The 26,548-nt window shown below is 68.0% G+C and carries 28 protein-coding genes and 1 tRNA gene; 23 read left to right on the top strand and 6 right to left on the bottom strand.

Going from position 1 to position 26,548, the window contains the following annotated elements:
• Positions 1–11 precede the first annotated feature (11 nt).
• From THIX_RS09065 to THIX_RS09050, 4 genes are read right to left on the bottom strand one after another with little or no spacing between them, the layout of a single operon-like run.
• Complete coding sequence (locus THIX_RS09065; RefSeq protein WP_112485981.1) at positions 12–530, bottom strand: hypothetical protein; 519 nt, start codon at positions 528–530, stop codon at positions 12–14.
• Positions 527–1,231 carry a ParB/RepB/Spo0J family partition protein gene (locus tag THIX_RS09060; protein WP_112485980.1) on the bottom strand — a complete coding sequence of 235 codons (705 nt, stop codon included), beginning with the start codon at positions 1,229–1,231 and terminating at the stop codon, positions 527–529. The genes THIX_RS09065 and THIX_RS09060 overlap by 4 nt, the downstream gene beginning before the upstream one ends.
• Positions 1,228–1,989, bottom strand: a complete 762-nt coding sequence (locus THIX_RS09055; protein WP_112485979.1) for a DUF6475 domain-containing protein — start codon at positions 1,987–1,989, stop codon at positions 1,228–1,230. The genes THIX_RS09060 and THIX_RS09055 overlap by 4 nt, the downstream gene beginning before the upstream one ends.
• Complete coding sequence (locus THIX_RS09050; protein ID WP_112485978.1) at positions 1,986–3,164, bottom strand: DUF1376 domain-containing protein; 1,179 nt, start codon at positions 3,162–3,164, stop codon at positions 1,986–1,988. The genes THIX_RS09055 and THIX_RS09050 overlap by 4 nt, the downstream gene beginning before the upstream one ends.
• 76 nt (positions 3,165–3,240) lie before the next feature.
• On the opposite strand from THIX_RS09050, the gene THIX_RS09045 reads away from it, so the two are divergent.
• From THIX_RS09045 to THIX_RS09005, 9 genes are all read left to right on the top strand, one after another.
• A complete protein-coding gene (locus THIX_RS09045) occupies positions 3,241–3,690 on the top strand; it encodes a hypothetical protein (protein WP_112485977.1) in 450 nt (149 codons plus the stop codon).
• On the top strand, positions 3,671–4,126 hold the full coding sequence (locus THIX_RS09040) for a hypothetical protein (protein ID WP_112485976.1): 456 nt from the start codon (positions 3,671–3,673) through the stop codon (positions 4,124–4,126). Before THIX_RS09045 ends, THIX_RS09040 begins: the two co-directional genes overlap by 20 nt.
• On the top strand, positions 4,123–5,100 hold the full coding sequence (locus THIX_RS09035) for a hypothetical protein (RefSeq protein WP_112485975.1): 978 nt from the start codon (positions 4,123–4,125) through the stop codon (positions 5,098–5,100). Before THIX_RS09040 ends, THIX_RS09035 begins: the two co-directional genes overlap by 4 nt.
• A gap of 215 nt (positions 5,101–5,315) precedes the next feature.
• Entirely contained in the window at positions 5,316–5,519 is a 204-nt protein-coding gene (locus tag THIX_RS09030; protein ID WP_112485974.1) for a hypothetical protein, read from the top strand.
• On the top strand, positions 5,516–5,791 hold the full coding sequence (locus THIX_RS09025) for a hypothetical protein (RefSeq protein ID WP_112485973.1): 276 nt from the start codon (positions 5,516–5,518) through the stop codon (positions 5,789–5,791). The genes THIX_RS09030 and THIX_RS09025 overlap by 4 nt, the downstream gene beginning before the upstream one ends.
• 78 nt (positions 5,792–5,869) lie before the next feature.
• Positions 5,870–6,181 carry a hypothetical protein gene (locus THIX_RS09020; protein ID WP_112485972.1) on the top strand — a complete coding sequence of 104 codons (312 nt, stop codon included), beginning with the start codon at positions 5,870–5,872 and terminating at the stop codon, positions 6,179–6,181.
• A 184-nt stretch (positions 6,182–6,365) separates the two neighbouring features.
• On the top strand, positions 6,366–6,614 hold the full coding sequence (locus THIX_RS09015) for a nicotinamide mononucleotide transporter (protein WP_146748487.1): 249 nt from the start codon (positions 6,366–6,368) through the stop codon (positions 6,612–6,614).
• 18 nt (positions 6,615–6,632) lie between these two features.
• Positions 6,633–6,848, top strand: a complete 216-nt coding sequence (locus THIX_RS09010; protein WP_112485970.1) for a DUF4224 domain-containing protein — start codon at positions 6,633–6,635, stop codon at positions 6,846–6,848.
• Positions 6,849–6,867: 19 nt separating this feature from the next.
• Positions 6,868–7,950 (top strand): tyrosine-type recombinase/integrase, encoded by a 1,083-nt coding sequence (locus THIX_RS09005; protein ID WP_112485969.1) that lies wholly within the window; start codon positions 6,868–6,870, stop codon positions 7,948–7,950.
• 86 nt (positions 7,951–8,036) lie between these two features.
• On the opposite strand, the gene THIX_RS09000 is transcribed toward THIX_RS09005, so the two are convergent.
• Positions 8,037–8,113: transfer RNA gene (locus THIX_RS09000), tRNA-Arg, on the bottom strand.
• Between the two features lie 153 nt (positions 8,114–8,266).
• Between THIX_RS09000 and THIX_RS08995 the strand changes: the two genes are divergently transcribed.
• From THIX_RS08995 to THIX_RS08930, 14 genes are all read left to right on the top strand, one after another.
• Positions 8,267–9,763, top strand: coding sequence for a lipid II flippase MurJ (locus THIX_RS08995; RefSeq protein WP_112485968.1), 1,497 nt, complete (start codon positions 8,267–8,269; stop codon positions 9,761–9,763).
• 26 nt (positions 9,764–9,789) lie between these two features.
• On the top strand, positions 9,790–10,674 hold the full coding sequence (locus THIX_RS08990; protein WP_112485967.1) for an aldolase/citrate lyase family protein: 885 nt from the start codon (positions 9,790–9,792) through the stop codon (positions 10,672–10,674).
• Positions 10,675–10,752: 78 nt separating this feature from the next.
• Positions 10,753–11,307: a sugar transferase gene (locus THIX_RS08985; RefSeq protein WP_112485966.1), complete on the top strand. Its 555-nt coding sequence runs from the start codon at positions 10,753–10,755 to the stop codon at positions 11,305–11,307.
• Between the two features lie 129 nt (positions 11,308–11,436).
• The gene (gene asnB / locus THIX_RS08980) at positions 11,437–13,320 is read left to right on the top strand and encodes an asparagine synthase (glutamine-hydrolyzing) (protein WP_112485965.1); all 1,884 of its coding nucleotides are present in this window, start codon (positions 11,437–11,439) and stop codon (positions 13,318–13,320) included.
• A gap of 13 nt (positions 13,321–13,333) precedes the next feature.
• Positions 13,334–14,737: a UDP-glycosyltransferase gene (locus THIX_RS08975; protein WP_112485964.1), complete on the top strand. Its 1,404-nt coding sequence runs from the start codon at positions 13,334–13,336 to the stop codon at positions 14,735–14,737.
• A gap of 41 nt (positions 14,738–14,778) precedes the next feature.
• Complete coding sequence (locus THIX_RS08970) at positions 14,779–15,024, top strand: type II toxin-antitoxin system Phd/YefM family antitoxin (protein WP_112485963.1); 246 nt, start codon at positions 14,779–14,781, stop codon at positions 15,022–15,024.
• The gene (locus tag THIX_RS08965) at positions 15,008–15,406 is read left to right on the top strand and encodes a type II toxin-antitoxin system VapC family toxin (RefSeq protein WP_112485962.1); all 399 of its coding nucleotides are present in this window, start codon (positions 15,008–15,010) and stop codon (positions 15,404–15,406) included. Before THIX_RS08970 ends, THIX_RS08965 begins: the two co-directional genes overlap by 17 nt.
• Before the next feature lie 5 nt (positions 15,407–15,411).
• Complete coding sequence (locus tag THIX_RS08960) at positions 15,412–16,122, top strand: cytidylyltransferase domain-containing protein (protein WP_112485961.1); 711 nt, start codon at positions 15,412–15,414, stop codon at positions 16,120–16,122.
• Positions 16,123–16,132: 10 nt separating this feature from the next.
• Positions 16,133–17,182, top strand: a complete 1,050-nt coding sequence (neuB, locus tag THIX_RS08955; RefSeq protein WP_112488273.1) for an N-acetylneuraminate synthase — start codon at positions 16,133–16,135, stop codon at positions 17,180–17,182.
• Entirely contained in the window at positions 17,179–18,321 is a 1,143-nt protein-coding gene (gene neuC / locus THIX_RS08950) for a UDP-N-acetylglucosamine 2-epimerase (protein WP_112485960.1), read from the top strand. The genes neuB and neuC overlap by 4 nt, the downstream gene beginning before the upstream one ends.
• A gap of 6 nt (positions 18,322–18,327) precedes the next feature.
• Positions 18,328–18,987, top strand: coding sequence for an acetyltransferase (locus THIX_RS08945; protein WP_112488272.1), 660 nt, complete (start codon positions 18,328–18,330; stop codon positions 18,985–18,987).
• Positions 18,984–20,570 (top strand): aminotransferase class I/II-fold pyridoxal phosphate-dependent enzyme, encoded by a 1,587-nt coding sequence (locus THIX_RS08940; RefSeq protein WP_112485959.1) that lies wholly within the window; start codon positions 18,984–18,986, stop codon positions 20,568–20,570. The genes THIX_RS08945 and THIX_RS08940 overlap by 4 nt, the downstream gene beginning before the upstream one ends.
• Positions 20,567–22,579 (top strand): UDP-N-acetylglucosamine 4,6-dehydratase family protein, encoded by a 2,013-nt coding sequence (locus tag THIX_RS08935; protein ID WP_112485958.1) that lies wholly within the window; start codon positions 20,567–20,569, stop codon positions 22,577–22,579. Before THIX_RS08940 ends, THIX_RS08935 begins: the two co-directional genes overlap by 4 nt.
• Entirely contained in the window at positions 22,576–23,286 is a 711-nt protein-coding gene (locus THIX_RS08930) for an ABC transporter ATP-binding protein (RefSeq protein WP_112485957.1), read from the top strand. Before THIX_RS08935 ends, THIX_RS08930 begins: the two co-directional genes overlap by 4 nt.
• Before the next feature lie 30 nt (positions 23,287–23,316).
• On the opposite strand, the gene THIX_RS08925 is transcribed toward THIX_RS08930, so the two are convergent.
• Positions 23,317–26,418: an EAL domain-containing protein gene (locus tag THIX_RS08925; protein WP_158540843.1), complete on the bottom strand. Its 3,102-nt coding sequence runs from the start codon at positions 26,416–26,418 to the stop codon at positions 23,317–23,319.
• Positions 26,419–26,548: the final 130 nt, after the last annotated feature.

Raw genomic sequence — 26,548 nt, 5'->3', positions numbered from 1 at the left:
GCACACCCCCCTCAACCCTCCCCCCGCGCCCGGGCCAGCTTCTGCCGCACAGCCTGGCGCGTGACCCCGGTCAACGCAGCGATCGTGCCGTGCGACACCCCGCGCTGAGCCAGCAGCAGTGTGGTGGGCAGATCAGCCGCAGTCTTGCGCCGCTGCCGATCCCTGGCCTCGGCTGCAGCTTCCAGCGCACGTTGATCCTCCGCCTCGATCAAGGCTTCCAGCACCGATGGCGACGCCAGCCGATCCACGGCACCCAGGACGGCCCCCTCCCCATGCTCATCCTCCTCATCCGGTCCGAAGTCCACAGCATGCGGCGCCAGCGCCTCGCGCAGGGCCAGCTTCCACAGCCGACCCATGATGTAACCCCGCGTGCTGCCGAGCCGGCTGTCGTAGTCGCTGTGTCCGCTGGCGATCACCCAGCACAGCAACTGGGCTTCCTGACGGATGTCGTCCACCGGCAACCGCGCACGCGCCGCCACGTTGTGCAGCTCGTGTTGACTCAGGTCCGCATAGATCGCCGCCGCGTTCATGTCCCACCCGCCTTCCTGCGCGTTGCCGGTTCGCGCTTGCGCTTGGTTGCCTGTTCCCGCTCGCGTTCCCGCGCCGTCGCCTCCTCCCGTGCGCACCGCAGCACGGTGATCATCTGCCCTGTATCCAGCAGCGCCTTGCGTGCCGCGGGCGGCAAGGCCATGAACTGGGTCCACGCCTGTGCACTGTCCAGCCGTCCGGCATCGATCAAAGCCTGCGCCACGGGATCGCGCACGATCGCCAGCATCGCCTGCACCCAGGCGGTGTGCCGGCCCAGCGCCCGGGCGACCGCCTCGACCGGCATCCCCGCCTCGACCAGACGCAAGACCATGCCGGCCTGCTCGCTCAAGGAGAGCGCCTCGCGGTGCAGGTTCTCGCAAGCCTGCACCACCCGTTCGGCTGGCCCTTGCAACTGCAGCACCCGCGCCTGCAGCACAGGCCAGTTCAGAAGCTGGGCCGCGCGCCAGCGCCGCTCCCCATACACCACCCGCCACCCGGCCCCATCCCGGCGCACGCCGATGGGCTGGAGCTGACCCACCATGGCCATGCTCTGGGCAAGCTCTTCCAGCGTCTGGGGATCGCAAGCCCGGCGCAGCGACTGTGGGTCGGGTCTGATCAACTGCAGCGGCAGGTTGATGATGGGGTCGACATGCCAGAGGTCCTGGCGCGGGTCCAAACCTGTCGTGGTGGATTCCCCGCTCATCGCTGGGCTCCCTGGTCGGTGCTGAACAGGCGCAGCTGCGCCGCACACACGGCCTGAGACGGCTCTTGCAGTTCACCCCCGGCCGCCTGACGCATGGACCCCAGCGTCGGCGCCAACAACGGGGTCAACAACGGGGCCAATGCCCGCCGTGCCAGATCGGCCGTGGCCTGGGTCAGCCTGGGGATGCCCGCTCCCACCCCCTGGGCCAGCACCCGACTTGCGGCCTCGGCATGGCCGATCAGCACCGGTGCCTGCAGCGCCCGGCCCTGCAGCCGGTTCCAGGCATTGGCGTCCCCCGTCAGCAAGGCCGGGTAATCGGACGGTGGCTGGGCAGCGTAGGCGCGGTAGGCCTCGCAGAACTTGTGCTGCAGATAGGACAGTTCATCGATCAGGGTGCGACAGACCTTGGGCCAGCCGCCCTGGTCCTCGATGGCCAGGTGGATCAGCGCATCGTCGAACACCACGTCGCGGTAGGCCCCGACGCTGCGCAGGGCCTGCTGCACCTTGCCCCAGGCCTGCAGGGCGCGGTCGGTCCTGGTGCCGTCGATGCGCCGGACGATGTCCGCCGGTTTCGGGAAATAGCACCCGGCGTCCGGATCGGCGAAGTGGCCGCGGAAGGCGGTCTCGACCCGGTCGGCGTCATAGGGCTGCAGCAACTGCCACCACATCAAGCCGGCGCCTTCGGAGATGACGCGGTCGTAGATCTCGCTGGCCGCCACCAGCAGGGCCTGGAAACGATCGAAGTCGCTGAGGTTCATGGGGACGCTCCTTCCGGGATGTTGGGGGTGGATGTATGCGCTACGGGTTCATTCACTGCAGGCTCATGTGCTGAGGGCTCAATCCGCGCTTTGAGCGACGCCAGGTTGACCTGGCTCTGCGAACCGCGGCGCGAGAGTTCTTGCGGCGTGAGCCCGGGCGGGCCGGTCCCCCGCACAGACCCTGCCTCGGCCCAGCCCCCTGCACGAACGGCATCGCGGCGGCGACCTTCGGCCACGGCCAGCGCGTAGTCGAAGGACTTGCCCTTGGCCACTGCGGTGGATGCGGCATCGGCCAGCTCCGGCACGGTCATGCCAGCCCGGAGCAGGGCCAGGAGCTTGGGATGCGCGGGCTGGGTCATGGCCAGACCTGCCGCGCGCATCGCTTTGCAGGCGTCACGTGGGGCGTCACGTGGGGCGTCACGTGGGGCGTCACAGGTGACGTCACCTGGCGCGTCACGCCCGCGCACGGTCTGTGCTTGAGATTGCCCTTGAGCTTGGTCTTTGGGGGTGAGGTCTGGAGCGGGGGGCGTCACCGGTGACGTCATGGCCGTCACGGCGGTGACGCTGGGTGACGTCACCGCTTGCGTCACAGCAGGCGTCACAGGCGGCGTCACCCGTGACGCGTCCCGCTGGAGGCCGTCCTGCGGGATCTCCTGCAGCGGCGATGGTTCAGCGTTCTTGTCCTCATTGCGCCGCGCCCGCAGCCGACGCATGCGCTCGGCACTGCTGCTGACCCGGCGCGTGGGCCGGGCGTCGTCCAGGGATCCGCGCACGCGCTCCCACGCATCCAGCGCCAGCTCGGCCAGCATGGGGTGATACAGCCGCTCATCGGCACAGACCATCCAGCCGCGCAAGGCCACCGCCTGGACCTGGCGCCAGCGCGCGGTTGTCAGCCCTCCGGCCAGATACGCCAGGATGCGGTCATCCGCGGGAAGACTGGCAGCAGGCACCTGGGTCCAGGCCTTGCACCACAACGCCACCGCCGCCTTGAACTCCATGCCGGTGGCCAGTGCGAACAGATCCGAGTCCATCAAGCGCCCGACGTCCAGCGGCAGGAAGGGCATGCCGCGCAGATCGCAGTCCGATGGCGTCAGCGGCGCCGGCAGGGACTCCAGGGCCGGAGTGAGCCCGGGTTCCGGAGCCAAACCACTGCGGAAGGACGTCAGAGAGGTCATGGCGGCGGAGCATAGTTGCGTTTGCTACTGTTTACAAGTATCGTGTGCTTCCGTTTTGTTTGCTAGGGTTGAGCTCATGGATGAAGATGCCTTGCAGGTCTGGCGTTTGGAACGACTGCGCGGAGCGGCCGCGCAGTTCGGCAGCGCCGAGGCGTTGGCGCGGGCGCTGGGGCATCGCAATGGCGGCTTCATCCGTCAGATGCTGCGCAATCGGCGCAAAATCAAAGAGGACACCATCTTTGCCATCGAGGACCTGGCCGGGATGCAGGGCTGGTTCGATCGCCAGGATGCCGCGGGATCAGTGCCAAGGGCAGCAGCGATGGTGGCACGGTCCACCGCGCAGCAAAAGCCACGCACCCTGGCCGCCCTGATGGACGAGCTCGGGGATCGGCTGCAGCACGCCACCCCCTCGACGCGCAAGGCGGTGGCCGATCTGCTCAGCACCTATGCCTTGAATCCTGCCGAAGGACGGAACATCGCCCAAGCCATCGTCATGCTCATCGAGAATGATCCCCGCGCTCGATGATCGCACCTTGCTGCCTCCGGGCGTGTGGGACTGCACCTTGGTCGAGGTGCAGGATCAGTTTTGCTGGAACGCGCATCGCCAGCACCTCTGGCGGCTGTTCCTGCGCTTCCTGGCCGAGGAGATCGTGCCGATGCATCTCGGTTGTCCGCTGTACATCGACGGCAGCTTCACCCGCGCCAAGGCGGTGCCCGACGACATCGACGTGGTGGTGGACCTGGCGGGGATCGACGACGTGCGCGCGCTGAGCTTGGGCCTGGCCCTGCGCCTGCGCCACGATGCGATCAAGACGGCCTACCACGTCGACGTCTGGGCCCGGCACCCGATGCTTCCGCATGATTTTGCGGCGTATTTTCAGTACGCTGGGGACAAGTGCGCGGCGGAGCTCAATCTGCAGCCGCGCGATCCCAAGGGCATCCTGAGGGTGGTGCGACCATGAACTGGACGGACAACGCAGACCAGTCCTTGCGCGCGGTGCTGGAGAACATGGTGGCCGAGGGGCTGTTCGCCCAGAGCCTGGGCATGCAGGTCACCCCGGCCCAGGTGGTCTCAGCCAGCCATGCGATGCTGCTGGACCTCATCCGTGTCAGCCTCCCCCTGGCGCATGTGATGGACCAGTCGGATCTGGTGCTGCATGCGCAAGGACCGGCATTGCGCGAAGGTGCCTTGCGCCTGGGCGCGTTCAACTGGGTCGTGACCACGGCCGAGAAGGCGCTGCGCCGACTCTCGAGCAATCTGTTCGATCTGGCGCAGCGCGATGCCAAGCGCTTGTCGCGGGGCCTGGATCTACGCCTCACCGGGATGGCCCCAGGAAGTTTGTACATCGGGGTGAAGGTCGAATCCGTCGTCTCGGCCTTGTTCACCGTGGCGGACGAGCCGCTGATCGGCAGCGTCCGGGAGGCGGTGCACAGCCTGCCCCGCGCCTCCAGCCTGATCGGCGAGGACCGCATCAGCACCGCGGCCCTGCGTGACGTGGTCCCCGACCCGGCGCAACGCGACAGCCTGCTGGAGACGCTGCTGTCGTTGACCCCCACGGGGCGCCAGGACATCGAGACGGTCAATGTCGGCGCGCCGGGCGAGAAGAGCGCGGCCTTGTCCAAGCGCGCACGCCTCGTGCTGCGCGACTATCTCCGCCGGCCCGACCTGCTGCAGCGCAAGACCGGGGCCTTCGTCGGCGAGGTGCGCGAGATCGACCTGGACGCCGGACGCTTCCACCTGCGGGGGGTGCAGGGTGTGGGGGCGATCCGCTGCGTCGCCACCATCGACCACACCCGGGCCAAGCTGATGCTGGGGGAGACGGTGCGCATTCGGGGCGACTACGAGTGCGATCGCAACGGCAAACCGCGGCTGATGCTGGCCACCGAGATCGAGGTGATCCCGGCGCCCAGGCAAGCTCCGCTGCTGGACGACTAGTCTGGGGCCGAATCAGCCGGGTGGCAGGGGGCGTTGCCGGGGGGCGATGGGAGCGCGATACGGAGAGGCAGCAATACCTTGTTGCATCAATCGTATCGTGTGCTATTGCATGGATTCGTATCTCCTGCTACCTTGCACACCATGCAGCCCCTTCACGCGCTCCCAACCCCAGCCTGCCATGCACCGGTGGCTGTGCCTTTGCCTGAGGACCAGCCATGATGTTCTGGCGATGCCCGGTGGACTACGCCCTGGTGGGTGAGCGTGATGGCTGGGCCGGGCGCCCGCCGCAGGCTGCGTTGGCGCGCAAGCTGGCGTATCGCCAGGGCTATGCCGCCGGCCAGCAGGCCCGGGCTACGCGGGTGAACGATGAACCCAGCCAGGGGTCGGGTGTGCCGATCCGCAGGAAGGAAGCCTCATGACCTCGAAAGCCGTCATCCTGGGCGTTGTCGGGCTGACTGCAGTGGCCTTGCTGGCTGGGTGCGGCAAGACTCCCCAGCAGATGACTCAAGCGCCGGGCGGGACCCGCCACGACGTGGGTTGGTCTCTGCAGCACCGAACAGCCATCCAGACCACCCTGGACGCCTGCACGAAGCGGTATGGCAAGGGTGCGGCCTTGCTGCAGACTGACCATGACTGCCGCGAGGCTGCCGGGGCGTATGGCGTGAGGGGGCTGGGTGGGGGCAAGCTCTGACGGTCGGAGTCGCCCTCATTCCTCCTTTCTCCTCGCACCAGACGCCACGTTCCACGTTTCAGAACCTCAATCCTGACCATGACCACCCTGATCTCACCCGAAGCCCAGCGGCAGCAGTTGGAGCAGGCGCAGCGGGTGCTGGCCATGGCGCGCCTGGGGCAGTTGCCGACGCCCACGCAAGCCAGGCAGACGCTGGCGGTCATCACGGCGCAGCAGCAGGTGATGCGGCAACGGGGGGACAGCGCCCTGGATCTGGAGCCTGCGCGCGTTGCCGCCTCGCTGCTGGTGCTGGGCCACCGCGTCCATGCGGCGATGGGCATCGACGCCGTGCGGGCGCTGGGGCGCTGCCTTGCGCAGATGGCGGACGAGTGCGAAGAGGATCGGACATGATGACCCAACGCAGATCAGCCTTGCCGTGGCTTGCGGCGTACCTGCGGATACAGCGCCCTCGCTCAGACACAAAGACGGGATGGTCGGGAATGCGCATCCACGAAAAGACTACGCCGGGCGGAATCCATGCAATGCACCAACACGACTCGGCTCAGATGCCCTCCGGGTTCCGATGGAGACTGGCGTGACCCCTGTTGTGACTGCGCTGAACGTCGCCTTGACGGGCCTCTCAGTTGTGGGCAATGCGTTCATCAAGCGCCGCAATCGACGGGGCTACTGGTTCTTGCTGATCGGCAATGCCATGGGACTGACGATGTTCATGCCGCTCGGCCAGTGGATCACGGTGGCGCTGTATGGCGACTTCACCGCGTCCTGCATGCAGGGGTTGGCCCATTGGGGGCGGTTGGAACAACAGCAAACGATTGGCCCCTGAAGCAAGAAAGGCAAGACTATGGATATGTTCCTTACCACTGCCGAATTGCGAGAGCTGACTGGGCGCATGCGCCCAAGTGCCCAGATTCGGGCATTGCGATCCATGGGCATTCCACATCGTGTGCGTCCGGACGGCACTCCGACCGTAACGCGATCATTCGTTGAAGCCGATCTGGGTGCCACCATATCTCAACGACGCCAAGCTGAACTTGAGCCGGCCTGGGAAAATATCTGACCGTTAAAGGGGAAGAGGAATGCCACGCCCCCGCAATTCTGAAAACCGCGGCTTGCCGGCACGATGGAAGCATCGGCACGGTGCTTATTACTACAGCGTCCCACCTGGTCTTGAAGACCTTTGGGAAGGCAAACAGCAATTCCGCCTCGGAAAAACCCTTCCAGAGGCCTACAGAATCTGGGCCGAGCGTCTGGGTTCCACGCCCGAAGTGAGATCGGTCGGTCAGCTTCTCGACCGCTACGCACTGGAGGTCGTGCCGACCAAGGCACCGCAGACCCAGGAAAGCAATCAACTTGCAATCAAGAAGCTGCGCGCCGTGTTCGGGGCGCTACCGATATCCGCGATAAAACCTCAAACGGTCTACAAGTACGTAGACAAACGCAGCGTCAAAAGCAAAAGCGTTGAAGGCCGCGTCACAGGTGGTCGGGTTGTTGCACATCGCGAGGTCGAAGTCCTTTCCCATGCCTTCACGAAGGCGGTGCAATGGGGCTACATCGACCGCCATCCGTTCAAGTTCGAAGTCAGGTTGGAAGGAGAGAGTCCTCGTACCCGATACATCGAGGACTGGGAAGTGATTGAATCTTTGTCGTTGCCTTCCACTCGCAAGAAAGGCAGCGTCGGGATGATCCAGGCCTATATGCGTATCAAACTGATCACTGGCCTCCGCCGGGGTGACCTTCTGCGTCTCACAATGACCGATTTCCAGGAGGATGGCATCCACGTCCAGCCGAGCAAGACAGCAAACACTACCGGCAAGCGGCTCATCATCGAATGGTCAGCGGAGTTGCGTGCGGCCATCGAGATGGCCAAGGCCATGCGCCCGGTGCTCTCCCCTCACTTGTTCTGCAACCGCCGAGGCGAGAGCTACGTGGATGAGAGCGGCCACGCCCACGGCTGGGACTCCATGTGGCAGCGCTTCATGGAACGCATCTTGTCAGAAACGAAGGTAAAAACCAAGTTCACTGAGCATGACCTGCGCGCGAAATGCGCGAGTGATGCCGAGACACTTGCACATGCCCGCCAACTGCTCGCCCATGCCGATGAGCGCACGACAATGCGTGTCTATCGGCGCCGCCCAGAACGGGTCAAACCGCTCCGCTAATGGGACAACCCCTCGTGAATTGGACAAACCAAGAAAAATGCCCTAGCGAACAACTTCGCTAGGGCATTGATTTCATTGCAATAAATTGGTGCGCCCGGCAGGATTCGAACCCACGACCCCTTGGTTCGTAGCCAAGTACTCTATCCAACTGAGCTACGGGCGCAAGCAAAACGGCAATTATATACAACTGAAAACGCGTCGTTTGGGGTCAGCCATCCCCCAAGAACCCAGGTGCTGATGGCACGGGCCGATGCGCGCCGCAATCCTGTTGTTTCAAGCGGACTGTCAGCCTGGATGGAAGCGACAATGCGCGGCTATGTCCATCGCACGGGTCTTTTCTTTCAGCCTGCTCTTGCTCGCCGCCAGCCGCCTGCTGGGCGTGCTGCGCGACGCCGTGGTCGCCACCCAGTTCGGCCTGAGCGGCCATGCGGATGCGGCGCTCGTGGCCATGTCCTACCCGGACTTCACCGTCTCGCTGCTCTGGGGGGCGGCAGTGCCGGCGGTGATGGTGCCGCGCATGGCCGGACGGGCGCCCGAGGTCATTGCCGCCGAGGCTGCGCGCTGGAGCCGGTTTGCGTTGGTGGCCTTTGCCGGCGCCGGGCTCGCGAGTTGGCTGCTGCAGGCTCCCATCACCCATTGGCTGGCGCCGGGGCTGGTGGGTGTTGACGCCCATCTGGCCGCCCACACCCTGGGACTGGCGGCTCTGGTGGCCTTGCCGGCCGGTGCGGTCGCCATGGTGAGCGCGGCTGCACTGCAGGCGCAAGGGCGCTTGCAGTGGCAATACGCCGGGCACGTGGTGTTCAATCTGGTGCTCATCGCCGGGCTGGTGCTGGCTGCGCGCTTGCACCAATTCGGCTGGATTGCCGCCGGCATCGTCGCCGCCGCCATCGCCAGGTGGGCGCTGATGCGACGCGTTGCCAACTTGCCACATGCCCCGTCGGCAAACTCGCCCTTCTGGCCCGACGCGAATGGACTGCAGGCCGCCGCACTGGCCCTGGCAGCCTCTGGCTTGACGGTGCTCTACACCCTGGCGGCGCGCGCCTTCGCATCAAGCGCCGGGCCCGGGCGCCTGGGCGTGTTCCATTACGCCCAGCGCGTCGGCGAGTTGCCGCTGCATACCCTGTTCGCCGTGGCTGCAGCGCTCGCCCTGGCCCGTTTGTCGGCGGCAGAAGCTGCTGGAGACGCGGCAGGCGCACGCCTGCGCGGGCGGCAGTGGATGCAGTCCATGCTGCTGCTGGCAGCGCTGCTCGGCGCCTGCGGCATGCTTGCTGCGCCGCTGGGCGTGCGCCTGGTGTTCGGCTGGGGGCATATGAACACGGCCGATCAGGGCGAGGTGGTGCAATCCATGCGCTGGATTCTGGCGTTATTGCCACTGCAGGCGGCGCAACTGGTGCTGGCGGCGCGGCTCAACAGCCACCGCCGCATCGCCGACCAGGTGCTGGGCTATGGCTGCGGCCTGCTGGCGCTGTTTGCCCTTGGCTGGTGGCTGCCCGACGTCTGGTGGCGGGCATTGGCCGCCTATGGCGCGGCCTATCTGGTGGCCACCGCCGTGCTGTGGCAACGCCTGGGCACCCGCACCGACGATTTCGAGTTGCGCAACAGCGGCTTGTTGCTGGCCTCCCTGGCACTGCTGGGTGCCATGGGCTGGCTGCTTGACGCGGCGCCCGCTTCCACCTCCGGCATGCAGCCACTGGCGCTGCCCGCAGTGCTGGCAGGCGCGCTGTTTACCGTGGGTTTGGCAGTGTTGCTGCGTTGGGACACACTGGGCTCCGAGGTCGGCCGCAAGCTGCTGCGCCGTTACACTCGGCACTGATTCAAACCGCCAATTTTCCACCCCGCATGGACTGGATTCAGATCACCAACAATGCCGAATTCGCAGCCCTGGCCCAGGCTTGCGGCGTGGGCCGGATCATGGTGGATCTGGAGCGGCTGGGCAAGCAGGCGCGCCAAGGCGGACTGGGAACGTTCATTTCCGACCACCGTCCCGAGGACATTGCCCGCGTGCGCGCGGCGGTGCCGAAGGCCGATCTGATCGTGCGCATCAATCCGCTGCATGCCGGCAGCGGCGACGAGATCGGGCAGGCCATCGCTGCCGGAGCCGACACCCTGATGCTGCCGATGTTCGAGCAGCCGGATGTGTTGCAGGCCTTCCTGCACCATATCGCTGGCCGCGCTCGCGGCATGGCCTTGCTGGAGACCCGGGCGGCGCTGGAATCGCTGCCCGCCTGGGCCACCTTGCCGGGGCTGGATGAAATCTACGTCGGCTTGAACGACTTGCACCGCCAACTCGGCGCCCGCTTCATGTTCGAGCCGCTCGGCAGCGGCGTGGTCGAGCGCGTGGCGCAGGCCGCGCAGGCCGCCGGCAAGCGCTTTGGCTTCGGCGGCATTGCGCGGCTGGACGAAGGCCTGCTGCCCGGCCGCGTGGTGCTGGCCGAGCATCTGCGCCTGGGTTCCAGCAGCGTGATCCTCTCGCGCACCTTCAATCGCGAAATGTTGGAAGGCGTGCACAAACCCGGGCACGCACAGGCAGGGCTGGCCTGGCAGGGCGTCTACCGCTGCGAAATCGCGCGGTTGCGGCATGCCGCGCAGGTGCTGGCCACACGCACGCCGGACGAAGTAGAGAGCGATCGCCTGCTGGCCCGCGACCTGATCGCCAAGGCTGCCGCCATCTTGGGCGAGTCGGCGCCAAGCGCTGCACAGCCCACGCACGCGTCGGCAGCTTGAACACTTGGCCCCTTTGGACCGGGCGCCGCACAGTGCGCCTGCGCACCCAGCGCTGCCACGACATGCACTGACCTCCCCATGAAGCGCCTGTTCGACCTCGCCATCGCCCTGGCCGCCGCCTTGCTGCTGGCGCTGCCCATGGCCTTGGTGGCCCTGGCGGTCTGGTTCGACAGCGGCCGTCCGGTGCTGTTCGGCCAGTTGCGCGTGGGGCGCGGCGGCCGCCCCTTCATGGTGTTGAAATTCCGCAGCATGGTGGTGGATGCCGAGCGCCTGGGGCCGCAGCGCACCGCCAGCGGCGACCCGCGCATCACCCGCGTTGGGCGCATCCTGCGGCGCACCAGCCTGGACGAACTGCCGCAACTCATCAACGTGCTGCGCGGCGACATGAGCCTGGTCGGCCCGCGCCCCGACGTGCCCGCACAAGCGGCCGACTACACACCCGCCGACTGGGCCCTGCGCTGCAGCGTGCGCCCTGGCATCACCGGCCTGGCGCAGGCGTTGTACCGTTCGCGCGCCACGCCCCAGCAACGCCTGCAGGCCGATCTGGACTATGTGCGCCACCACGGCGTGCGGCGCGACCTGTACATCATCTGGCTGACCGCAAGGCAACTGTTTCGGGCCGGCGGCAACTGAGACAGCGCCGCCGCTTCACTGCTCTTTGTCCGCCCTTGCCCGCTGCCAGTTCGAACGCAACTCGCCCGCGCGGCGGGCCTTTCCGATCCCGTGTCACCGACAATCCCACTTTTCACTTCGGCTTGAACCATGTGCGGCATCTACGGCTATTTCGACCGCTCCGGCAGCAGCCTTGCAGCGCAGGCGCTGGCGGCGATGGACGCCAGCCTCGTCCACCGCGGGCCGGACGACAGCGGCGTGTTCGAAGCAAAGGGAGTCGCCATCGGCAACCGGCGGCTGTCCATCATCGACATCGCGGGCGGCCATCAGCCCTTCGTCAGCGACGACGGCAAGATCGCGCTGGCGCAAAACGGCGAGATCTTCAACCATGTGGAGCTGCGCGCCGGACTGCAGCGCCAGGGCGTGCGCTTCCACACCGACCACAGCGACACCGAAGTGCTGCTGCGCCTGTACGAGCGCGAAGGTCTGGACTTTCTTCCGCGCCTCAACGGCATGTTCGCCATCGCCATTTTTGATGCGCGCAATCCCGACCTGCCAACCCTCCATCTGGTGCGAGACCGTATTGGCGTCAAACCCCTGTTCGTGCAGGACGACGGCAGCCGCGTGCTCTTCGGCTCCGAGATCAAGGCGCTGCTGGCCGCGCAGCCGGGTAAGCCCACGCTCGACCTGCCCGCGCTGCAGCACTACCTCGCCTACAACTATGTGCCGCCGCCCTTCACCCTGTTTGCGGGCGTTCGGCATGTGATGCCCGGCACCGTGCTCAGCCTCACATCAACCGGCAGCGCAACCCGGCGCTGGTGGAGCCTGGCCGAGCAGCAACCTGCCGCACAACACTTCAGCGCCTGGCAGGACGACTTCCTCGCCCTGCTCGACGACGCCGTGCGCCTGCGGCTGCGCGCCGACGTCCCATTCGGCGCGTTTCTCTCCGGCGGGGTCGATTCCAGCACCGTGGTGGCGCTGATGGCGCGGCATATGGGCACCCCCGGGGCGGGGCCGAGCCCGGCCCGGCCCCCAGGGGAGTCGAGGGAACTTGGGGCGGCCCGGCGCTCCCTCGAGCGCGAGCCGGTGCGCAGCTTCTGCATCGGCTTTCCGGACCCGCGCTTCGACGAGTCGCCCTTCGCCCGCGACGCGGCGCAGCGCTTCGGCGCAACGCACCGCGAGCAGATCGTCCAGCCCGACATGCTGGACGACTGGGCGAATGTGCTGTGGCATTGCGACCAGCCGCACGGCGATGCCTCGTTCATGCCCACGCTGAAGGTGAGCGAACTCGCCGTGCAGGACGTCAAAGTCGTGCTCACCGGCGACGGCGGCGACGAACTCTTCGCCGGGTACGACAAATACGCCGGCTTCATGGCCGACCCCGCGTTGCGCGACTTGCCCGCCGCCGGCTTCGCCCGGCAATACGTCGAGCACACGGGCCTGTTCGGCGCCCAGGCCCGCGCCGCCCTGTTCCAGCCCTGGCTACGCCGCAAACTGGCCGACGTGGACAGCGTGCGCGACGTGGCCGCGCCCTGGTTCGAGCAGGCTGCGCACTTCGACCGCGTCAACCAGATGCTCTTCCTCGACATGATGTTGCTGCTGCCGGGCAACAACCTGGTCAAGCCGGACCGCATGGGCATGGCCGTGTCGCTGGAGGCGCGCACGCCCTTCCTCGACTGGCGGATGATGGAATTCGCCTTCCGCGCCGAAGGCGGCACCAAGCTGCACAACGGCGACAAGAAGCACTGGTTCAAACGCGCGGTGGAACCCCTCATCGGTGCCGACCTCGCCCACCGCAAAAAGCAGATGTTCACCGTGCCGATCGGCGACTGGTTCCGCGGCGCGCGCAAACAATGGCTGCACGACCTGCTGTTCGCCCCAAACGCCTTGGGCACGCGCCTGTTCGACATGGCGCAGGTGCGCAAGCTGTTCGACGACCATGTGTCGGGTGGCGCCAACCACACCCGCGAGCTGCGCGCCCTGGCCGCGCTGGAACTGTGGGCGCAGCGCTTCGAGCCGCAGCTTCCAGACTGAGCACAGCGCCCCGATGAACACGACCACAGCCAGCACACCAGCCAATCCATCAGCCAGCCCACGCCTTCTCGCCGTGGCCTACGGTGGCGGGCATATCGCCATGATGCTGCCGGTGCTCAAGTCGTTGCGCGCGCGCCTGCCGGGCGCGCACATCGACCTGCTGGCCCTCACCACCGCCCGACGCGCCGCGCTGGACGCGGGCGAAACGCCGCTGGGCTATGCGGATTTGCTGCATCTGCTCTCGCCCGAAGAACAAACACAGGCGCTGGGCCTGGGCCGCGCCCTGCAAGCCGGCAACACCCACCCCGACATTCCCGAGGCCGAAACCCTGGCCTATCTCGGCGTCAACGCCTGGGATTTGCAGCGGCAGCTCGGCGCGGTGGCCGCACAGCAAGTGCTCACGGAAAAAGGCCGCCACGGCTTCTACCCCATCGGTTTTTTCCGCCGCATCCTCTCGCAGTTCAAACCCGATCTGGTGCTGGCGACCAACTCGCCACGCAGCGAACAGGCGGTGGTCGATGCAGCATCGGAGGCAGGAGTTCCCAGTCTGTCCATGCTCGACCTGTTCGGCCTGGCTGCGCCCCTGGAAGTCCGCGAGCGGACCTCCCCCCCCGAGCGGGAGCGAAAGCCTGGGGGCGGCCCGTCGGCTTTCGTCGGCGACGCCTTCGCCGCCCGCACCCGCCACCCCAGCCGCGTCTGCGTGCTGAGTGATGCCGTGCGCGACAACCTCATGCGCGCAGGCTGGGCGCCGGAGATCATCGCCATCACCGGCAACCCGGCGTTCGACGCCCTGCACAGCGCCGCCACGCGCCAAGCCGCCGCCGCATTCCGCGCTCAACTCGGCTGGCAAGACAAAAAGGTGGTTCTGCTTGCCGCCCACCCGGAACCGCGCAGCCATCCCGATACCCGCTGGCCCGAAGGCGACGCGCTGCCGCTGGCGATGGAAGCCGAATTGCGCCGCTGGACGCAGACGCGCCCGGATGCCGCACTCATCGTGCGCCACCATCCCAACCACTGGCACCGCTACCCGCGCCTGCCCGACAGCCCCGCAGTGCATTTCAGCGTGCCCGGCGCAGAGCCCATCGACCCGCTGATCCTCGCTGCCGATGGTGTCGTGGTGCAAACCACCACCGTGGGCCTGCAGGCGGCCAGCGTGGGCATTCCGGTGCTGGCCATGCAATGCTCGCCGGGCGCACTGTCGGCCTTCAGCTTCGCCACCCTGGGCATTGCCCAAGGCGTGGCGGATGTGCCCGACTTGCCAGCCGCCGTCAACGCCGTTCTGGACCACCGCCCCGAACCCACGACCTGGGCGCGACCGACCCTGGCGGCCGATGCGGTGGCGGATGAAGCGCTGGCGCTGCTCGGCAACGCGACGCTCTCGCCATTCCACAAGCCTGCTGCAATCAGCGCACTATAATTTGTACATTCTTTCTGTACAGATTGGATTCGAGTCTTGCCATGACCACCATCTCACTCACCTCTCTGCGTGACAATCTGCCGTCCCTGGTCCGCCGCGCCCAGCAAGGCGAGCGCATTGCCATCACCGTGCGAGGAAAAACCGTGGCGGAACTTGGCCCCAATCGCACCCAGAATGCACGCGATGCTGCACTGCAACGGCTTGCCGCACAGCGCGGGCGGGTGATCGCAGGCGATGTTCTCGCACCCATGACGGACGCGTGGAATGCCGATGCCGATCATCTGTGACACGCACGCCCTGCTGTTTTGGGCGGATGCACCGCAACGACTCGGCCCCAAAGCCCGTCAAACCATGGATGAAGCCGCGGAAAGCGGCGACCTGGCCTGCTGCAGCATCAGTCTCTGGGAAATTGCCATGCTGGGTGCCAAGGGCAGGCTCACCATCGCCGCAGACAACGTGGCAGGCTATATCGACGACATCATCAGTGCCCTCAACTTGCAAGTCTTGCCGATCACCGCACGCATTGCGCAGCGTACCCAGCACCCGGATCTTTTGCGCAACGATCCAGCCGACCGTCTGATTGCCGCCACCGCGCTGGAATGGCGCGCTCCGCTGATCACCGTGGATGAAAAACTGCATCGGCTTCCCGGCTTGCGCTGCATTTGGTGAACCCCATGACCACCATCGCCACCATCTGCGCGCGCGGCGGCAGCAAGGGGCTGCCGGGCAAGAACATCCTGCCGTTCGCGGGCAAACCGCTCATCGCGCACAGCATTGCCTTCGCGCTGGCGCAGCCGGCCATCTCCGGCGTGTACGTCTCCACCGACGACGCCGAGATCGCCCGCGTTGCGCGCGAGGCTGGCGCGACCGTGCCCTATCTGCGTGCGCCCGAACTGGCGCGGGACGACACGCCGAAACTGCCCGTCATCGAGCATCTCGTCGCACACCTGGAAGCGCAAGGACAGACGATTGAACGCATCGTCGATCTGCAGCCCACCTCGCCGCTGCGGCGGCGCGAAGACCTGGACGGTTGCCTCGCCCTGGCGGACGCCTCCGACGCTCCCGGCCTCGTGCTCACCGCCTTCGACAGCGGCTTCAACCCCTATTTCAACCTCGTCGAGCAGCAGCCCGACGGCCACGTGGGCATCAGCAAAGGCGGCGGCCTGGCCGCACGGCAAAGCGCGCCCGCCGTGTGGGCGCTGAATGGCTCCATCTACGTCTGGCGGCGGGCTGCGCTGCGCCATGCGGCCAGTCACGGGCTGTGGAGCGTGAAGGTCGCGGCCCACATCATGCCCGCCGCGCGTTCGGTGGACATCGACACCGCCGACGACTTCGCCCTCGCCGAATGGCACTATGCACGTGAACAAGCGCGCCAATCGTCCTGAATCCGAAGCCATGCCCAACGACCGCGTGTTCATCATTGCCGAAGCCGGCGTCAACCACAACGGCCGGCTCGACCTCGCCCTGCAACTGATTGACGCCGCCCACGCCGCCGGGGCCGACGCGGTCAAGTTCCAGACCTTCCGCGCCGAGGACCTGGCCCTGCCCGGCACCGCCACCGCCGCCTATCAGCAAGGCAATACCGGCGAGACCGACCAGCTCGCCATGCTGCGCAAGCTCGAACTCAGCGCGGAGCAACATCGGGCCGTGGCCGCGCATTGCGCGCGGGTGGGCATCGAATTCATGTCCACGCCGTTTTCGGAAAACGCGGTGGATCTGCTCACCAGTCTGAACGTGCGGCGGCTGAAAATCTCCTCGGGCGAAATCGTCAATCGCCCGCTGCTGGAGAAAGCCGCAGCCAGCGGCCTGCCGCTCATCCTCTCCACCGGCATGGCCGATCTGGGCGAGGCGCAGCAAGCGGTGCGCTGGGTGCGCGCCATATGGGAACAACGCGGAACGCCCCAGGCCGCCGCACCGATGCAAGCGCCGCTGGTGCTGCTGCACTGCACCTCCGCCTACCCCGCGCCCGACGCCGCGCTCAACCTGCGCGCCCTGCGCACTTTGGCCGACGCCACCGGCCTGCCCGTCGGCTATTCCGACCACAGCCTGGGCAACGCCGCCGCGCTCGCCGCCGTGGCGATGGGTGCCGGCGTGGTGGAAAAGCACATCACCCTCGACCGCAAGCTGCCCGGCCCCGATCATCAGGCATCGAGCGAGTTGCCCGAGTTCACCGCCCTGGTGCAAGACATCCGCCGCATCGAAGCCATGCTGGGCGATGGCGTGAAAGCGCCGCGCCCGGATGAGCTCGAAGTGCGCGCCGTCGCCCGTCGCAGCGTAGTGCTGGCCGCAGCGTTGTCCGCCGGCACGGTGCTCAAGCGCGGCCACCTGCAACTGCGCCGCCCCGCCAGCGGCATTGCCGCAGCGGAACTCGACGCCGTCATCGGCAAACGCCTGCGCGCCGACACCGCCGCCGGCCGTGCCTTGCAATGGGCCGATCTGGCATGACCCGCCGCATTCTTTACCTGAGCGGGACCCGCGCCGACTTCGGCTTGATGCAGCGCAGCCTGCGCACCGCCGCCGCGCATCCGGCGCTCGATGTCGCCGTGGCCGTCACCGGCATGCACTTGCACCCGGACTACGGCCACACGGTCGATGAGATCGCCGCCAGCGGCTTGGCGCTAGCGGCGCGCATTCCCAGCGACGTGCAGGCGCGCGACCGCAGCGGCATGGCGCGCGCCGTCGGCCAAACCCTGCTGGGCCTGGTCGACGTGCTCGCCGCCGAGCGCCCCGACGCCCTGCTGCTGCTGGGCGACCGCGGCGAGATGCTGGCCGGGGCCACCGCCGCGCTGCATCTGGGCGTGCCCGCCATTCACATTCATGGCGGCGAGCGTTCGGGCACGGTGGACGAAGCCGTGCGCCACGCCATCAGCAAACTCGCCGCGCTGCATTTCTGCGCCACCACGGAATCGCGCGAACGGCTGATCGCCATGGGTGAAGAGCCGCGGCGGGTGCATGTGGTCGGCGCGCCGGGGCTGGACGATCTGGGCGCCGCGCTCACCGCGCCGCGCGCCAGCGCACTCGATGCGCTCGGTCTGAAGGCTGGTCGCCCCTACGCTCTGGTCGTGTTCCACCCCGTCGTGCAAGAGGCCGAAGACGCCGCCCAGCAAACCGGGGCGCTGCTGGAGGGTCTGCGCGCTGCCGGTGCAGGCACGGACTTCGACGTCATCTGGCTCGCGCCCAATGCCGACGCCGGCTCGGGCCACATCGTGCAAGCGCTCGAAGCGCAACGCTGGCCGGGGCTCAAGCGCATCACCCATCTGCCGCGCCCGGCGTATCTGGCCGCACTGCGCCACGCCGCCGTGCTGGTCGGCAATTCCTCCTCGGGCATCATCGAAGCCGCCAGCTTCGGCACGCCGGCGGTCAACGTCGGCACGCGGCAGAACCTGCGCGAGCGCAACGCCAACACCGCCGACGTTCCCGTCGAAGCCGCCTCCATCGCCACCGCCGTGCGGACTTCCATCACTCACGGTCCCTGGCCGCCGCACAATGTCTATGGCGACGGCCAGACTGCCGCGCGCATCGCCCATCTGCTCGCTACCCTGCCCTTGTCCGCCGACCTGCTGCACAAGGTCAACCGCTACTGAATGTCCATGTCCGCCCCATCCGACAAGCCCCTGTTGATCGTCTTCGGTGCCGGCGGGCATGGCCGCGTCGCTGCCGATGCTGCGCTGTGCAGCGGCGCGTTTCGCGGCGTGGTGGCAAGCGACCGCAACCCCGCCGCCTGGGGCACCGCGCTGCTGCCCGGCGTGCCCGTGCTCGCGCCCGAAGCCCTGGCCGATCTGCCCGCGCCGCTGGCCCTGCATGTGGCCATCGGCAACAATCCGGTGCGGCGGCAAGAGGCCGACCAACTTCGCGCCGGGTTGCCGCAAGCCACGCTTTCCACCATCGTTCACCCCCACGCCAGCGTGGCGGTTACGGCGCGCATCGCCCCCGGCTGTCTCATCACCGCGCAATGCGTGATCGGGCCGCTGGCCGAGCTGGGCGCAGGCGTCATCGTCAACCACGGTGCCGTGGTCGATCACGACTGTCGCATCGCCGCCTGGGCCCACATCGCCCCCGGCGCCAAACTCGGCGGCGCGGTGCGGGTGGGCGAAGCCGCATTGGTCGGCGCCGGCAGCACCGTGCTGCGCAATCTGCACGTCGGCCGCAACGCCACGCTGGGCGCCGGCGCCGTGCTGCTGCAGGACCTGCCAGATGACCAGGCCTGGGCGGGAGTGCCCGCCCGCCCGCTTCAAGGTGCTTCCGCATGAAACCCGAATCCTTCACCCGGCTCTGCATCCCCCCGAACGCCAGTCTGCATGACGCCCTGGCGCGGCTCGACGCCACCGCGCAAGGCATCCTGCTCGTCACCGCTGGCACTGATGGCGTAACCGGCCGCCTGCTGCGCACCGTGACCGACGGCGACCTGCGCCGCGCCGCGCTGGCGGGGGTGGAGGCCGCGTCGCCACTGTCGGTGCTGCCCTCGCATCCGCCGCTCACGGTCGGGCTGCAGGCCACCCAGCGCGACGTGCTGGCGTTGATGGACGCGCATCGCATCGACCATGTTCCGGTGGTGGACGCGGCAGGCCGCGCGGTCGACCTCATCACGCGGCGCGAGTTGTCGCAGCGCGTCTATCTGTCCTCGCCGCATCTGGGCGAGGATGAAGTCGGGCTGGTGCAAGAGGCCTTCAGCAGCAACTGGATCGCCCCGCTCGGCCCCCATGTCGACGGCTTCGAGCAGGAACTCGCCGCGCTGGTGGGTGTGCAACACGCGGCGGCCACCAGTTCGGGCACAGCGGCTCTCCATCTCGGGCTGCGGCTGCTGGGTGTCGGGCCGGGGGATGTGGTGTTGTGCTCCAGCCTCACGTTCGTGGCCAGCGCCAACCCCATCAAGCAACTCGGCGCCACGCCGGTGTTCATCGACTCGGAGCCCGAGAGCTGGAACATGTCGCCGCAGGCGCTGGCGGCGGCGCTGGCCACACTGCGCGCGCAAGGCATCACGCCGAAAGCCGCCGTGGTCGTCAACCTCTACGGCCAGAGCGCCGAGATGCGCGCGCTGCTGCCGCTGCTGCACGCCGCCGGCGTGCCCATGCTGGAAGACGCGGCCGAATCGTTGGGCGCGAGCTACCACGGCCAGCCCAGCGGCAGCTTCGGCCGGCTTGCGGTGTTCTCCTTCAACGGCAACAAGATCATCACCACCTCGGGCGGCGGCATGCTGGTGAGCAACGACGCCGCGCTCATCGCCCACGCCCGCGCCCTCTCCACCCAGGCGCGCGAACCGGCGCGGCATTACGAGCATGTGGAAGACGGCTACAACTACCGCCTGAGCAATGTGCTCGCGGGCATCGGCCGCGGCCAATTGCGTGTGCTGGAGCAGCGGGTGCAAAGCCGCCGCGCCGTGTTCGAACAATACCGGCAGGCGCTGGCGGGCGTGCCGGGCCTGCGCTGGATGGCCGAGCCCGAAGGCCACCGCTCCACCCGTTGGCTCTCGGCCTTCGTACTCGAAGGCGAAGGCGCCCAGGCGCGCCGCGATGCCCTGCTCGACTTCCTGGAGCGCCACAACGTCGAAGCCCGCCCGGTGTGGAAGCCCATGCACCTGCAGCCGCTGTATGCCGGCTGCCGCTACTTCCCGCATGCGCCGGCTCAAGGAAACGCCGGGCCGCCCCAAGTTTCCTCGCCCCCCTCGGGGGACGGGCCGGCTGGCCGGCCCTGGGGGCTCACACACGACGTGAGCCGCGCCCTGTTCGAAGGCGGCGTTTGCCTGCCCTCGGGCTCGAACATGAGCGCGGCGCAGCGCGAGCGGGTGTGCGAGCTGGTGGCGCGCGGCTTGGAGCTGATGGTGCAGACGGCATGAAACTCAGGCGCCGCACCACCAGCCGCATCGGCTGGCTTCCTCCCTTGAACGACGCGGCCGTGGTGGCACTGGCCTGGCTCGCGTCCTTCGCCTTTCGCTTCAGTCTGTTCAGCAACAACGCGCCCGCCAATATCGTGCACATCGTCGCCGTCAGCCTGCCGCTGGCGGTTGTGGTGTGGGGCGGCTGCCTGCTGGCCTTCGGCGCGTATCGCACGCCGTGGCGCCACGCCAGCCTGCCGGACGTGCGCCGCCTGGCCACGGCCTCGGGGGTTGCCGCGCTGGCGCTGGCGGCGGCGCTGCTGGTCATACGCCTGCCCAATTTTCCGCGCTCCATCGTCTTCATCCATCCGCTGCTGGCGGGTGCCGGCTTGCTCGCCCTGCGCCTGCTGGCGCGCATGCGCGCCGAGCGCAGCAGCCTGGGCGCGCTGCGCGAGAGCGCCCAGCCGCTGCTGGTGCTGGGCAGCCTGGACGACGCCGCCACCGTGCTGCAAACCCTGCGTGCCAGCCAGCAATGGCGGGCCGTGGCCATCTACAGCCCAACGCCCTCGGAAGCCGGCCGCAGCCTGCAGGGCATGGACGTGCTCGGGCCGCCGCTGAAGCTGGGCACCGCCGCGCGGCAGCTGGGCGTGAGCCACGCCCTGGTGGCTGGCGCCGCAGGTTCATCCGCCCGCCGCCTGCTGCTGGAGCAGGCCAGCGATGCGCGCCTCGCCCTGCTCACCCTGCCGCGCGCCGACGACTGGCTGCAAGCCGGGGCCGGGGCACCCGCGGCCGGCCCGCGCACCCTGGAACTCGACGATCTGCTGGGACGCGAAGCCGTGCAGCTCGACGTGCGCGGCCTGTCGGAGCTGCTGGCCGGGCGCTGCGCCCTGGTCACGGGTGCGGGCGGCTCCATCGGCTCGGAACTGTGCCGCCAGCTCGCCCGGTTCGGCGTGGGCAAGCTGGTGTGCGTCGATGTGTCCGAGTTCGCCATCTACCAGTTGGAGCAGGAGCTCAAGGCCCGCCACCCGGAGCTGCCGGCGGTCTACCTCACCGCCAATGTGCGCGAGGCCGAGCGCCTGCGTTTGTTATTTGCCGCCCACCGGCCGGCGGTGGTGTTCCACGCCGCGGCCTACAAGCATGTGCCGCTGATGGAGGGCGACAACGCGATCGAGGCGGTACGCACCAATGTGCTGGGCACGCTGCACGCCGCGCGCGCCGCAGCCGCCTGCGGCGCGCAGCGCTTCGTGCTCATCTCCACCGACAAGGCCGTGAACCCCACCAATGTGATGGGCGCGAGCAAGCGCCTGGCCGAGCGTGCCTTGCAGGCCGTGGCCAGGCAGCACCCGGGCACGCGCATGGTGGCCGTGCGCTTCGGCAATGTGCTGGGCTCCAGCGGCAGCGTGGTGCCGCGCTTCACGCAGCAAATCGCCGCCGGCGGTCCGGTCACGGTGACGCACCCGGACATCGTGCGGTTTTTCATGACCATTCCCGAAGCCGCGCAACTCGTGCTGCAGGCCGGGCTGATGGGCGAGAGCGGCGAAATCTATGTGCTCGACATGGGCGAGCCGGTGAAGATCGTCGAACTCGCGCGGCTCATGATTCGCCTCTCCGGCAAGAGCGAAGACGAAGTGCCGGTGGTGTTCACCGGCCTGCGTCCTGGCGAAAAGCTGTTCGAGGAATTGCTGGCCGACGACGAAACCACCTTGCCCACGCCCCACCCCAAACTGCGCGTGGCGCGGCATGGCGACGCCGATGCCCGCACCCTCGACCTGAACGCGCTGGTCGCCTGCATCGCCACGCCCAATACGGCCCTGGCACGCCAGGAAAGCCCGGGCCGCGCCCAAGCTTCCACACCCTCCTCGGGGGGCGATTCCTTGCCGAGCGGCGGCCCTGGGGCCACGCCCACTGCAGAGCCCGATGCCGCCCAGGTCAAGGCCCTGCTGGCTGCGCTGGTGCCCGAATATCAGGCCCAAGTCGAAGTGCAAGTCCAGCTCCAGAACCCCACCAACCCTTCCCGGCCCGCGCCATGAACCCACCCATCCTCATCGCCCGTGACGTCGACAAACGCTTCGCGGGTGGGCCGCAGACGGTCGAAGTTCTGGCCGGCGCCAGCCTGCAGGTGCAGGCGGCCCAATCGCTGGCCATCACCGGCGCCTCCGGCTCGGGCAAGAGCACGCTGCTGCATGTGCTCGGCGGGCTGGACCGGGCCGACTCCGGCAGCATCCAGGTGTGTGGCCGCGACTGGGCGGCGATGAACGCCGCCGAGCAAGGCGCCTGGCGCAACCGCTGCGTCGGCTTCGTCTACCAGTTCCATCATCTGCTGCCGGAATTCACCGCGCTGGACAACGTCATGATGCCGCTGCGCATCCGCCGCGAAGCCGCCGCATCGGCGCAGGCCAAGGCCAGCGAGATGCTGGAGCACGTGGGCCTGGGGTCGCGCATCCACCACAAGCCGGGCGAGCTGTCCGGCGGCGAGCGCCAGCGCGTGGCCGTGGCGCGCGCCCTGGTCACCCGCCCCGCCCTGCTGCTGGCCGACGAGCCCACCGGCAACCTCGACACCGACGCGGCCCAGGTGATTTTCGACCTGCTGGCGCATATCACCCGCGAACACGGCACCGCCATGGTGCTGGTGACCCACGACCCGGAACTGGCCAAGCGCTGCGACAGCGTGCTGCACCTGAGCAAAGGGGCCTTGCGGGCGCCGCAACCGCGGCGGGAACAGCCGCTGGAAGCTTGAGCGCCCTGCTCTGCCTCGGGCCGGGCCCGCTCAGGGCCTCGGGGCCTCGCGCAGGCTGCGGAGATGGTCGCCCGCGGTGCGCAGGAAGTGGTCGAGGGCCGACTGGATCATGCTGCTGTCGGCATTCCTTCCGGCTTCCAGCCAGTCATGGAACATGGCGTGCAGTTCCTGGTGGGCGAGGACGAGCGGGCTGTCGTGCGGCAGACCGCTTTGCTGCAGCCACTGGCAGATCGCGCACTGCTCCTGCGGATGGCTGATGGACAGGTCCGGAGTCTGTACCGATTGGCGCGACGCCAGCAGCAGGTCCACGTCCAGCCCCACCAGCATGTCGGCAATGCGCGTGAGCAAGCCCGGCTCGCTCGGCCGCATGCGCTGCGACCAGCTCTGCAGCCACGGACCGAAGTCCGAGGCGGGCATGGGCCGGGCAATGCCGTAGCCCTGCGCCTGCGGCACGCGCAGGGCGCGCAGGGCCTCGACGATGTCTTCGGTCTCGGCGCCCTCGGCGACGAAATCCACCCCCAGGCCGCGCGCCAACTGCGTCAGGCTCTGCACGAAGCGCAAGTCCTGCGGCCGCTCGGCCAGGCCGCGGATGAAGCCCTGGTCGAGCTTGATGATGTCGATCGGCAGCTCTTTCATGCGCAGCAGCGAGGAGTAGGCACTGCCGACGTCGTCCAGCGCGATGCGGCACCCCACGGCGCGCAGCTCCGACAACGCTTGCTGCGCCGTGGCGAGCGAAAGAAAGTCGCTGTGCTCCAGAATTTCGAGCACGATGCGCCTGGCCGAAAAGCTCGCGGTGGCGACGACGTCGTTCACCAGGGCCAGCGCCTCGCCCGAGGCCAGCATGCCGGGGTCCATGTTCACCGCAATGCTCAGCTCGGCGCCCAAGTCGCGCTGCCATTGCTGGGCGTCGGTCACGGCCTGGCGCAACACCTGGCCGGTCAGGGCGACGAGGCCATCGCGGCCGAGCTGATGAATGAAATCCAGCGGCGGCATGAGTTTGCCGTTGCCGTCATCCAGCCGCGCCAGCGCTTCCACCTCCGTCACCCGCCCGCTCGTCAGGTCGACCACGGGCTGGTAGTGCACGCGCAGGCCGCCCTCGGCGAAGCGGTCACGCACCAGACGCAGGTGGTTGAAGTGGTCGCGGTCGGTGGCGGGCTGGTAGACGCGCCAGAACGGAGCACTGGCACTGCGCGACTGCTGCTTGATGGCATAGAGCGCCTGGTCGGCGTGGCGCAGCAACTCGTCGGGCTCGCTGGTGTCGTCGGGGTAGATGGTGCAACCCAGGCTGGCGCGCACATGCACCATGCGCTCGCCGCCGGGCAGCGCCACGGGCAGGTCCACCGCGCGGCGAATGCGGCTCAGCATCGGCTCCAGGTCGTCGCGCGTGGCCATGCCCTGCAACACCAGCGCGATCTCGTCGCCACCCAGGCGGGCCACGGTGTCGCTGGAGCGCACCGCCTCCACCAGGCGCGCCGCCACGGTGCGCAGCAGGCCATCCCCGGCGGCATGGCCGTAGTTGTCGTTGATCTGCTTGAAATCGTCGAAGTCCAGAATGCCGACCGCGATGAATCCGCCCTGCACGTCCACCTGCGACAGCGCCTCCTCCAGCCGCAGGCGCAGGCCGCGGCGGTTGAGCAGGCCAGTGAGCGGATCGTGCTCCGCCAGCCAGGAGATATGCCGGTGCTCCTGCTGCAGCCGGCGGCGCAGGTCGAAGGCGTCGAGCCCGTGGCCGACGAGCACGGCGACCCGCTCCAGCAACTCCACCACCTGCGGGGTGAACACGCCAACCCGATCGGACACGACGCCGAGAAGGGCCCAGCGATGCCCGCCGCGCAGAATCGGGGTGATGGCCACCGAGCGTACCCCGGCCTCGCGCATCTCCTCGCGGTACATCGCGAAGGCGGGATCATTCAGGTAGTCGTTGCTGAACTGCAGGCACTTGCTGTTCCAGACCCGCGCCGCCAGGCTCTGGCCTGCCTGTTCGCCTGCCACCTTGGGGCGGTACCAAGTCTCGCTGATCTGGGTCCGCCCGGCCTGGGCCAGCAGGTCGATATCGCCTTGCGGCCCGGCGCGGCCCACCAGAGCCGCGCTGAACAGGTCGCTTGCGCTCAGGCGCTCGCAAGCCTGCTGCAACATTTCGGACAGATCTGTTGCGCTCAGCACCAGTTCCTCCTCGGCCAGCAAGGCGCGGTACAGGCCCTGCGTGCTCGCGTTCTCGGCCTCCAGCGCGTGGCGGGCGCTCACGTCGTTCATCAGGCCGACGACATGGGTGATCGCTCCGGCTTCGCCGCGCACCGGGGCTAGGCTCATCTCATTCCAGAACACGCCGCCATCGGCCCGGACGTTGCGCAACTCCACGCTGCAACTGCGGCCCTCGCGCAGCGCCGCGCGCACTTCCGCCAAGGCCGGCTGATCGCGCTCGCCTCCTTGCAGAAACCGGCAGTTGCGTCCCAGCGCCTGCGCCGCGGTATAGCCGGTGATGCGCTCGAAGGCCGGATTCACATACACCAGCGGATAGTCGGGCGCTTGGGCGTCGGCCACGCACATGCCGGCTTCGCTGGCCTCGATCGCGGCCTTGAGCATTTGCAGCGACTGCCCCTGCTCGCGCAACTGGCGCATCAGGCGCATGCGCCCGAGTTTCAGCCCCAGCACGGCGTGCAGATGCCAGACCAGGCGCTGATTGTGGACTTGCTCGAAAAAACCAGGTTTGCGGCTGTACATCGCCAGCAGATCGCGCCGGCCGTCTATGCCCTGCATCGGCAAGATCGCGCCTCCACGCCAGCCGGCCTGCTCGCCAGCGTCGCGCCATGCCACGGTGCGCGGGTCAGTCGCCCATTCGGTCACGATTTGCGGCATGCCGGTCGTCCATGCCAGAGCCGTGGGCCCTTGCTCATGCACCTCGCCATCGAAACCGATGGCAACACCAGCCAGGTAGGCCGCCATGCCGACGCCGTCAACCGCGTCGAAAACCAGTTCGCCATCGGGTCCGCGATGCCCGAGCCACACGGCGTCCAGCCCCGCGCGGTGCAACAAAAATTCCAGCAGTTCGGGGTAAAGAACCGACTCCTGGTCGACCGACAACAGCAGCAAGTCCAGTTCCGTCGCCACATTGGCGTGGGCAAGCGCTTCCAACGTCGCCTCCGCCTGCGATGTGGATCTCCTGCCTTCGTCCGTCAGATCGGCGTCAGATTCGGTTTTTTGCATGGCTTCAGAGCATACCGGCAAACACCGCTATCCCGATGTCTTGATCGGGAACCCATGC

This window comes from Thiomonas sp. X19, assembly GCF_900089495.1.
Taxonomy (GTDB): domain Bacteria; phylum Pseudomonadota; class Gammaproteobacteria; order Burkholderiales; family Burkholderiaceae_C; genus Thiomonas_A.
Note: the sequence above shows the minus strand (reverse complement) of the source record. Positions and strands in the feature narration are given on the sequence as shown.

Bases quoted from the DNA above. Each gene is read 5' to 3' on its own strand.
- THIX_RS09065 (WP_112485981.1), bottom strand. From the start codon at position 530: ATGAACGCGGCGGCGATCTATGCGGACCTGAGTCAACACGAGCTGCAC.
- THIX_RS09060 (WP_112485980.1), bottom strand. From the start codon at position 1,231: ATGAGCGGGGAATCCACCACGACAGGTTTGGACCCGCGCCAGGACCTC.
- THIX_RS09055 (WP_112485979.1), bottom strand. From the start codon at position 1,989: ATGAACCTCAGCGACTTCGATCGTTTCCAGGCCCTGCTGGTGGCGGCC.
- THIX_RS09050 (WP_112485978.1), bottom strand. From the start codon at position 3,164: ATGACCTCTCTGACGTCCTTCCGCAGTGGTTTGGCTCCGGAACCCGGG.
- THIX_RS09045 (WP_112485977.1), top strand. From the start codon at position 3,241: ATGGATGAAGATGCCTTGCAGGTCTGGCGTTTGGAACGACTGCGCGGA.
- THIX_RS09040 (WP_112485976.1), top strand. From the start codon at position 3,671: ATGATCCCCGCGCTCGATGATCGCACCTTGCTGCCTCCGGGCGTGTGG.
- THIX_RS09035 (WP_112485975.1), top strand. From the start codon at position 4,123: ATGAACTGGACGGACAACGCAGACCAGTCCTTGCGCGCGGTGCTGGAG.
- THIX_RS09030 (WP_112485974.1), top strand. From the start codon at position 5,316: ATGATGTTCTGGCGATGCCCGGTGGACTACGCCCTGGTGGGTGAGCGT.
- THIX_RS09025 (WP_112485973.1), top strand. From the start codon at position 5,516: ATGACCTCGAAAGCCGTCATCCTGGGCGTTGTCGGGCTGACTGCAGTG.
- THIX_RS09020 (WP_112485972.1), top strand. From the start codon at position 5,870: ATGACCACCCTGATCTCACCCGAAGCCCAGCGGCAGCAGTTGGAGCAG.
- THIX_RS09010 (WP_112485970.1), top strand. From the start codon at position 6,633: ATGGATATGTTCCTTACCACTGCCGAATTGCGAGAGCTGACTGGGCGC.
- THIX_RS09005 (WP_112485969.1), top strand. From the start codon at position 6,868: ATGCCACGCCCCCGCAATTCTGAAAACCGCGGCTTGCCGGCACGATGG.
- THIX_RS08995 (WP_112485968.1), top strand. From the start codon at position 8,267: ATGTCCATCGCACGGGTCTTTTCTTTCAGCCTGCTCTTGCTCGCCGCC.
- THIX_RS08990 (WP_112485967.1), top strand. From the start codon at position 9,790: ATGGACTGGATTCAGATCACCAACAATGCCGAATTCGCAGCCCTGGCC.
- THIX_RS08985 (WP_112485966.1), top strand. From the start codon at position 10,753: ATGAAGCGCCTGTTCGACCTCGCCATCGCCCTGGCCGCCGCCTTGCTG.
- asnB (WP_112485965.1), top strand. From the start codon at position 11,437: ATGTGCGGCATCTACGGCTATTTCGACCGCTCCGGCAGCAGCCTTGCA.
- THIX_RS08975 (WP_112485964.1), top strand. From the start codon at position 13,334: ATGAACACGACCACAGCCAGCACACCAGCCAATCCATCAGCCAGCCCA.
- THIX_RS08970 (WP_112485963.1), top strand. From the start codon at position 14,779: ATGACCACCATCTCACTCACCTCTCTGCGTGACAATCTGCCGTCCCTG.
- THIX_RS08965 (WP_112485962.1), top strand. From the start codon at position 15,008: ATGCCGATCATCTGTGACACGCACGCCCTGCTGTTTTGGGCGGATGCA.
- THIX_RS08960 (WP_112485961.1), top strand. From the start codon at position 15,412: ATGACCACCATCGCCACCATCTGCGCGCGCGGCGGCAGCAAGGGGCTG.
- neuB (WP_112488273.1), top strand. From the start codon at position 16,133: ATGCCCAACGACCGCGTGTTCATCATTGCCGAAGCCGGCGTCAACCAC.
- neuC (WP_112485960.1), top strand. From the start codon at position 17,179: ATGACCCGCCGCATTCTTTACCTGAGCGGGACCCGCGCCGACTTCGGC.
- THIX_RS08945 (WP_112488272.1), top strand. From the start codon at position 18,328: ATGTCCGCCCCATCCGACAAGCCCCTGTTGATCGTCTTCGGTGCCGGC.
- THIX_RS08940 (WP_112485959.1), top strand. From the start codon at position 18,984: ATGAAACCCGAATCCTTCACCCGGCTCTGCATCCCCCCGAACGCCAGT.
- THIX_RS08935 (WP_112485958.1), top strand. From the start codon at position 20,567: ATGAAACTCAGGCGCCGCACCACCAGCCGCATCGGCTGGCTTCCTCCC.
- THIX_RS08930 (WP_112485957.1), top strand. From the start codon at position 22,576: ATGAACCCACCCATCCTCATCGCCCGTGACGTCGACAAACGCTTCGCG.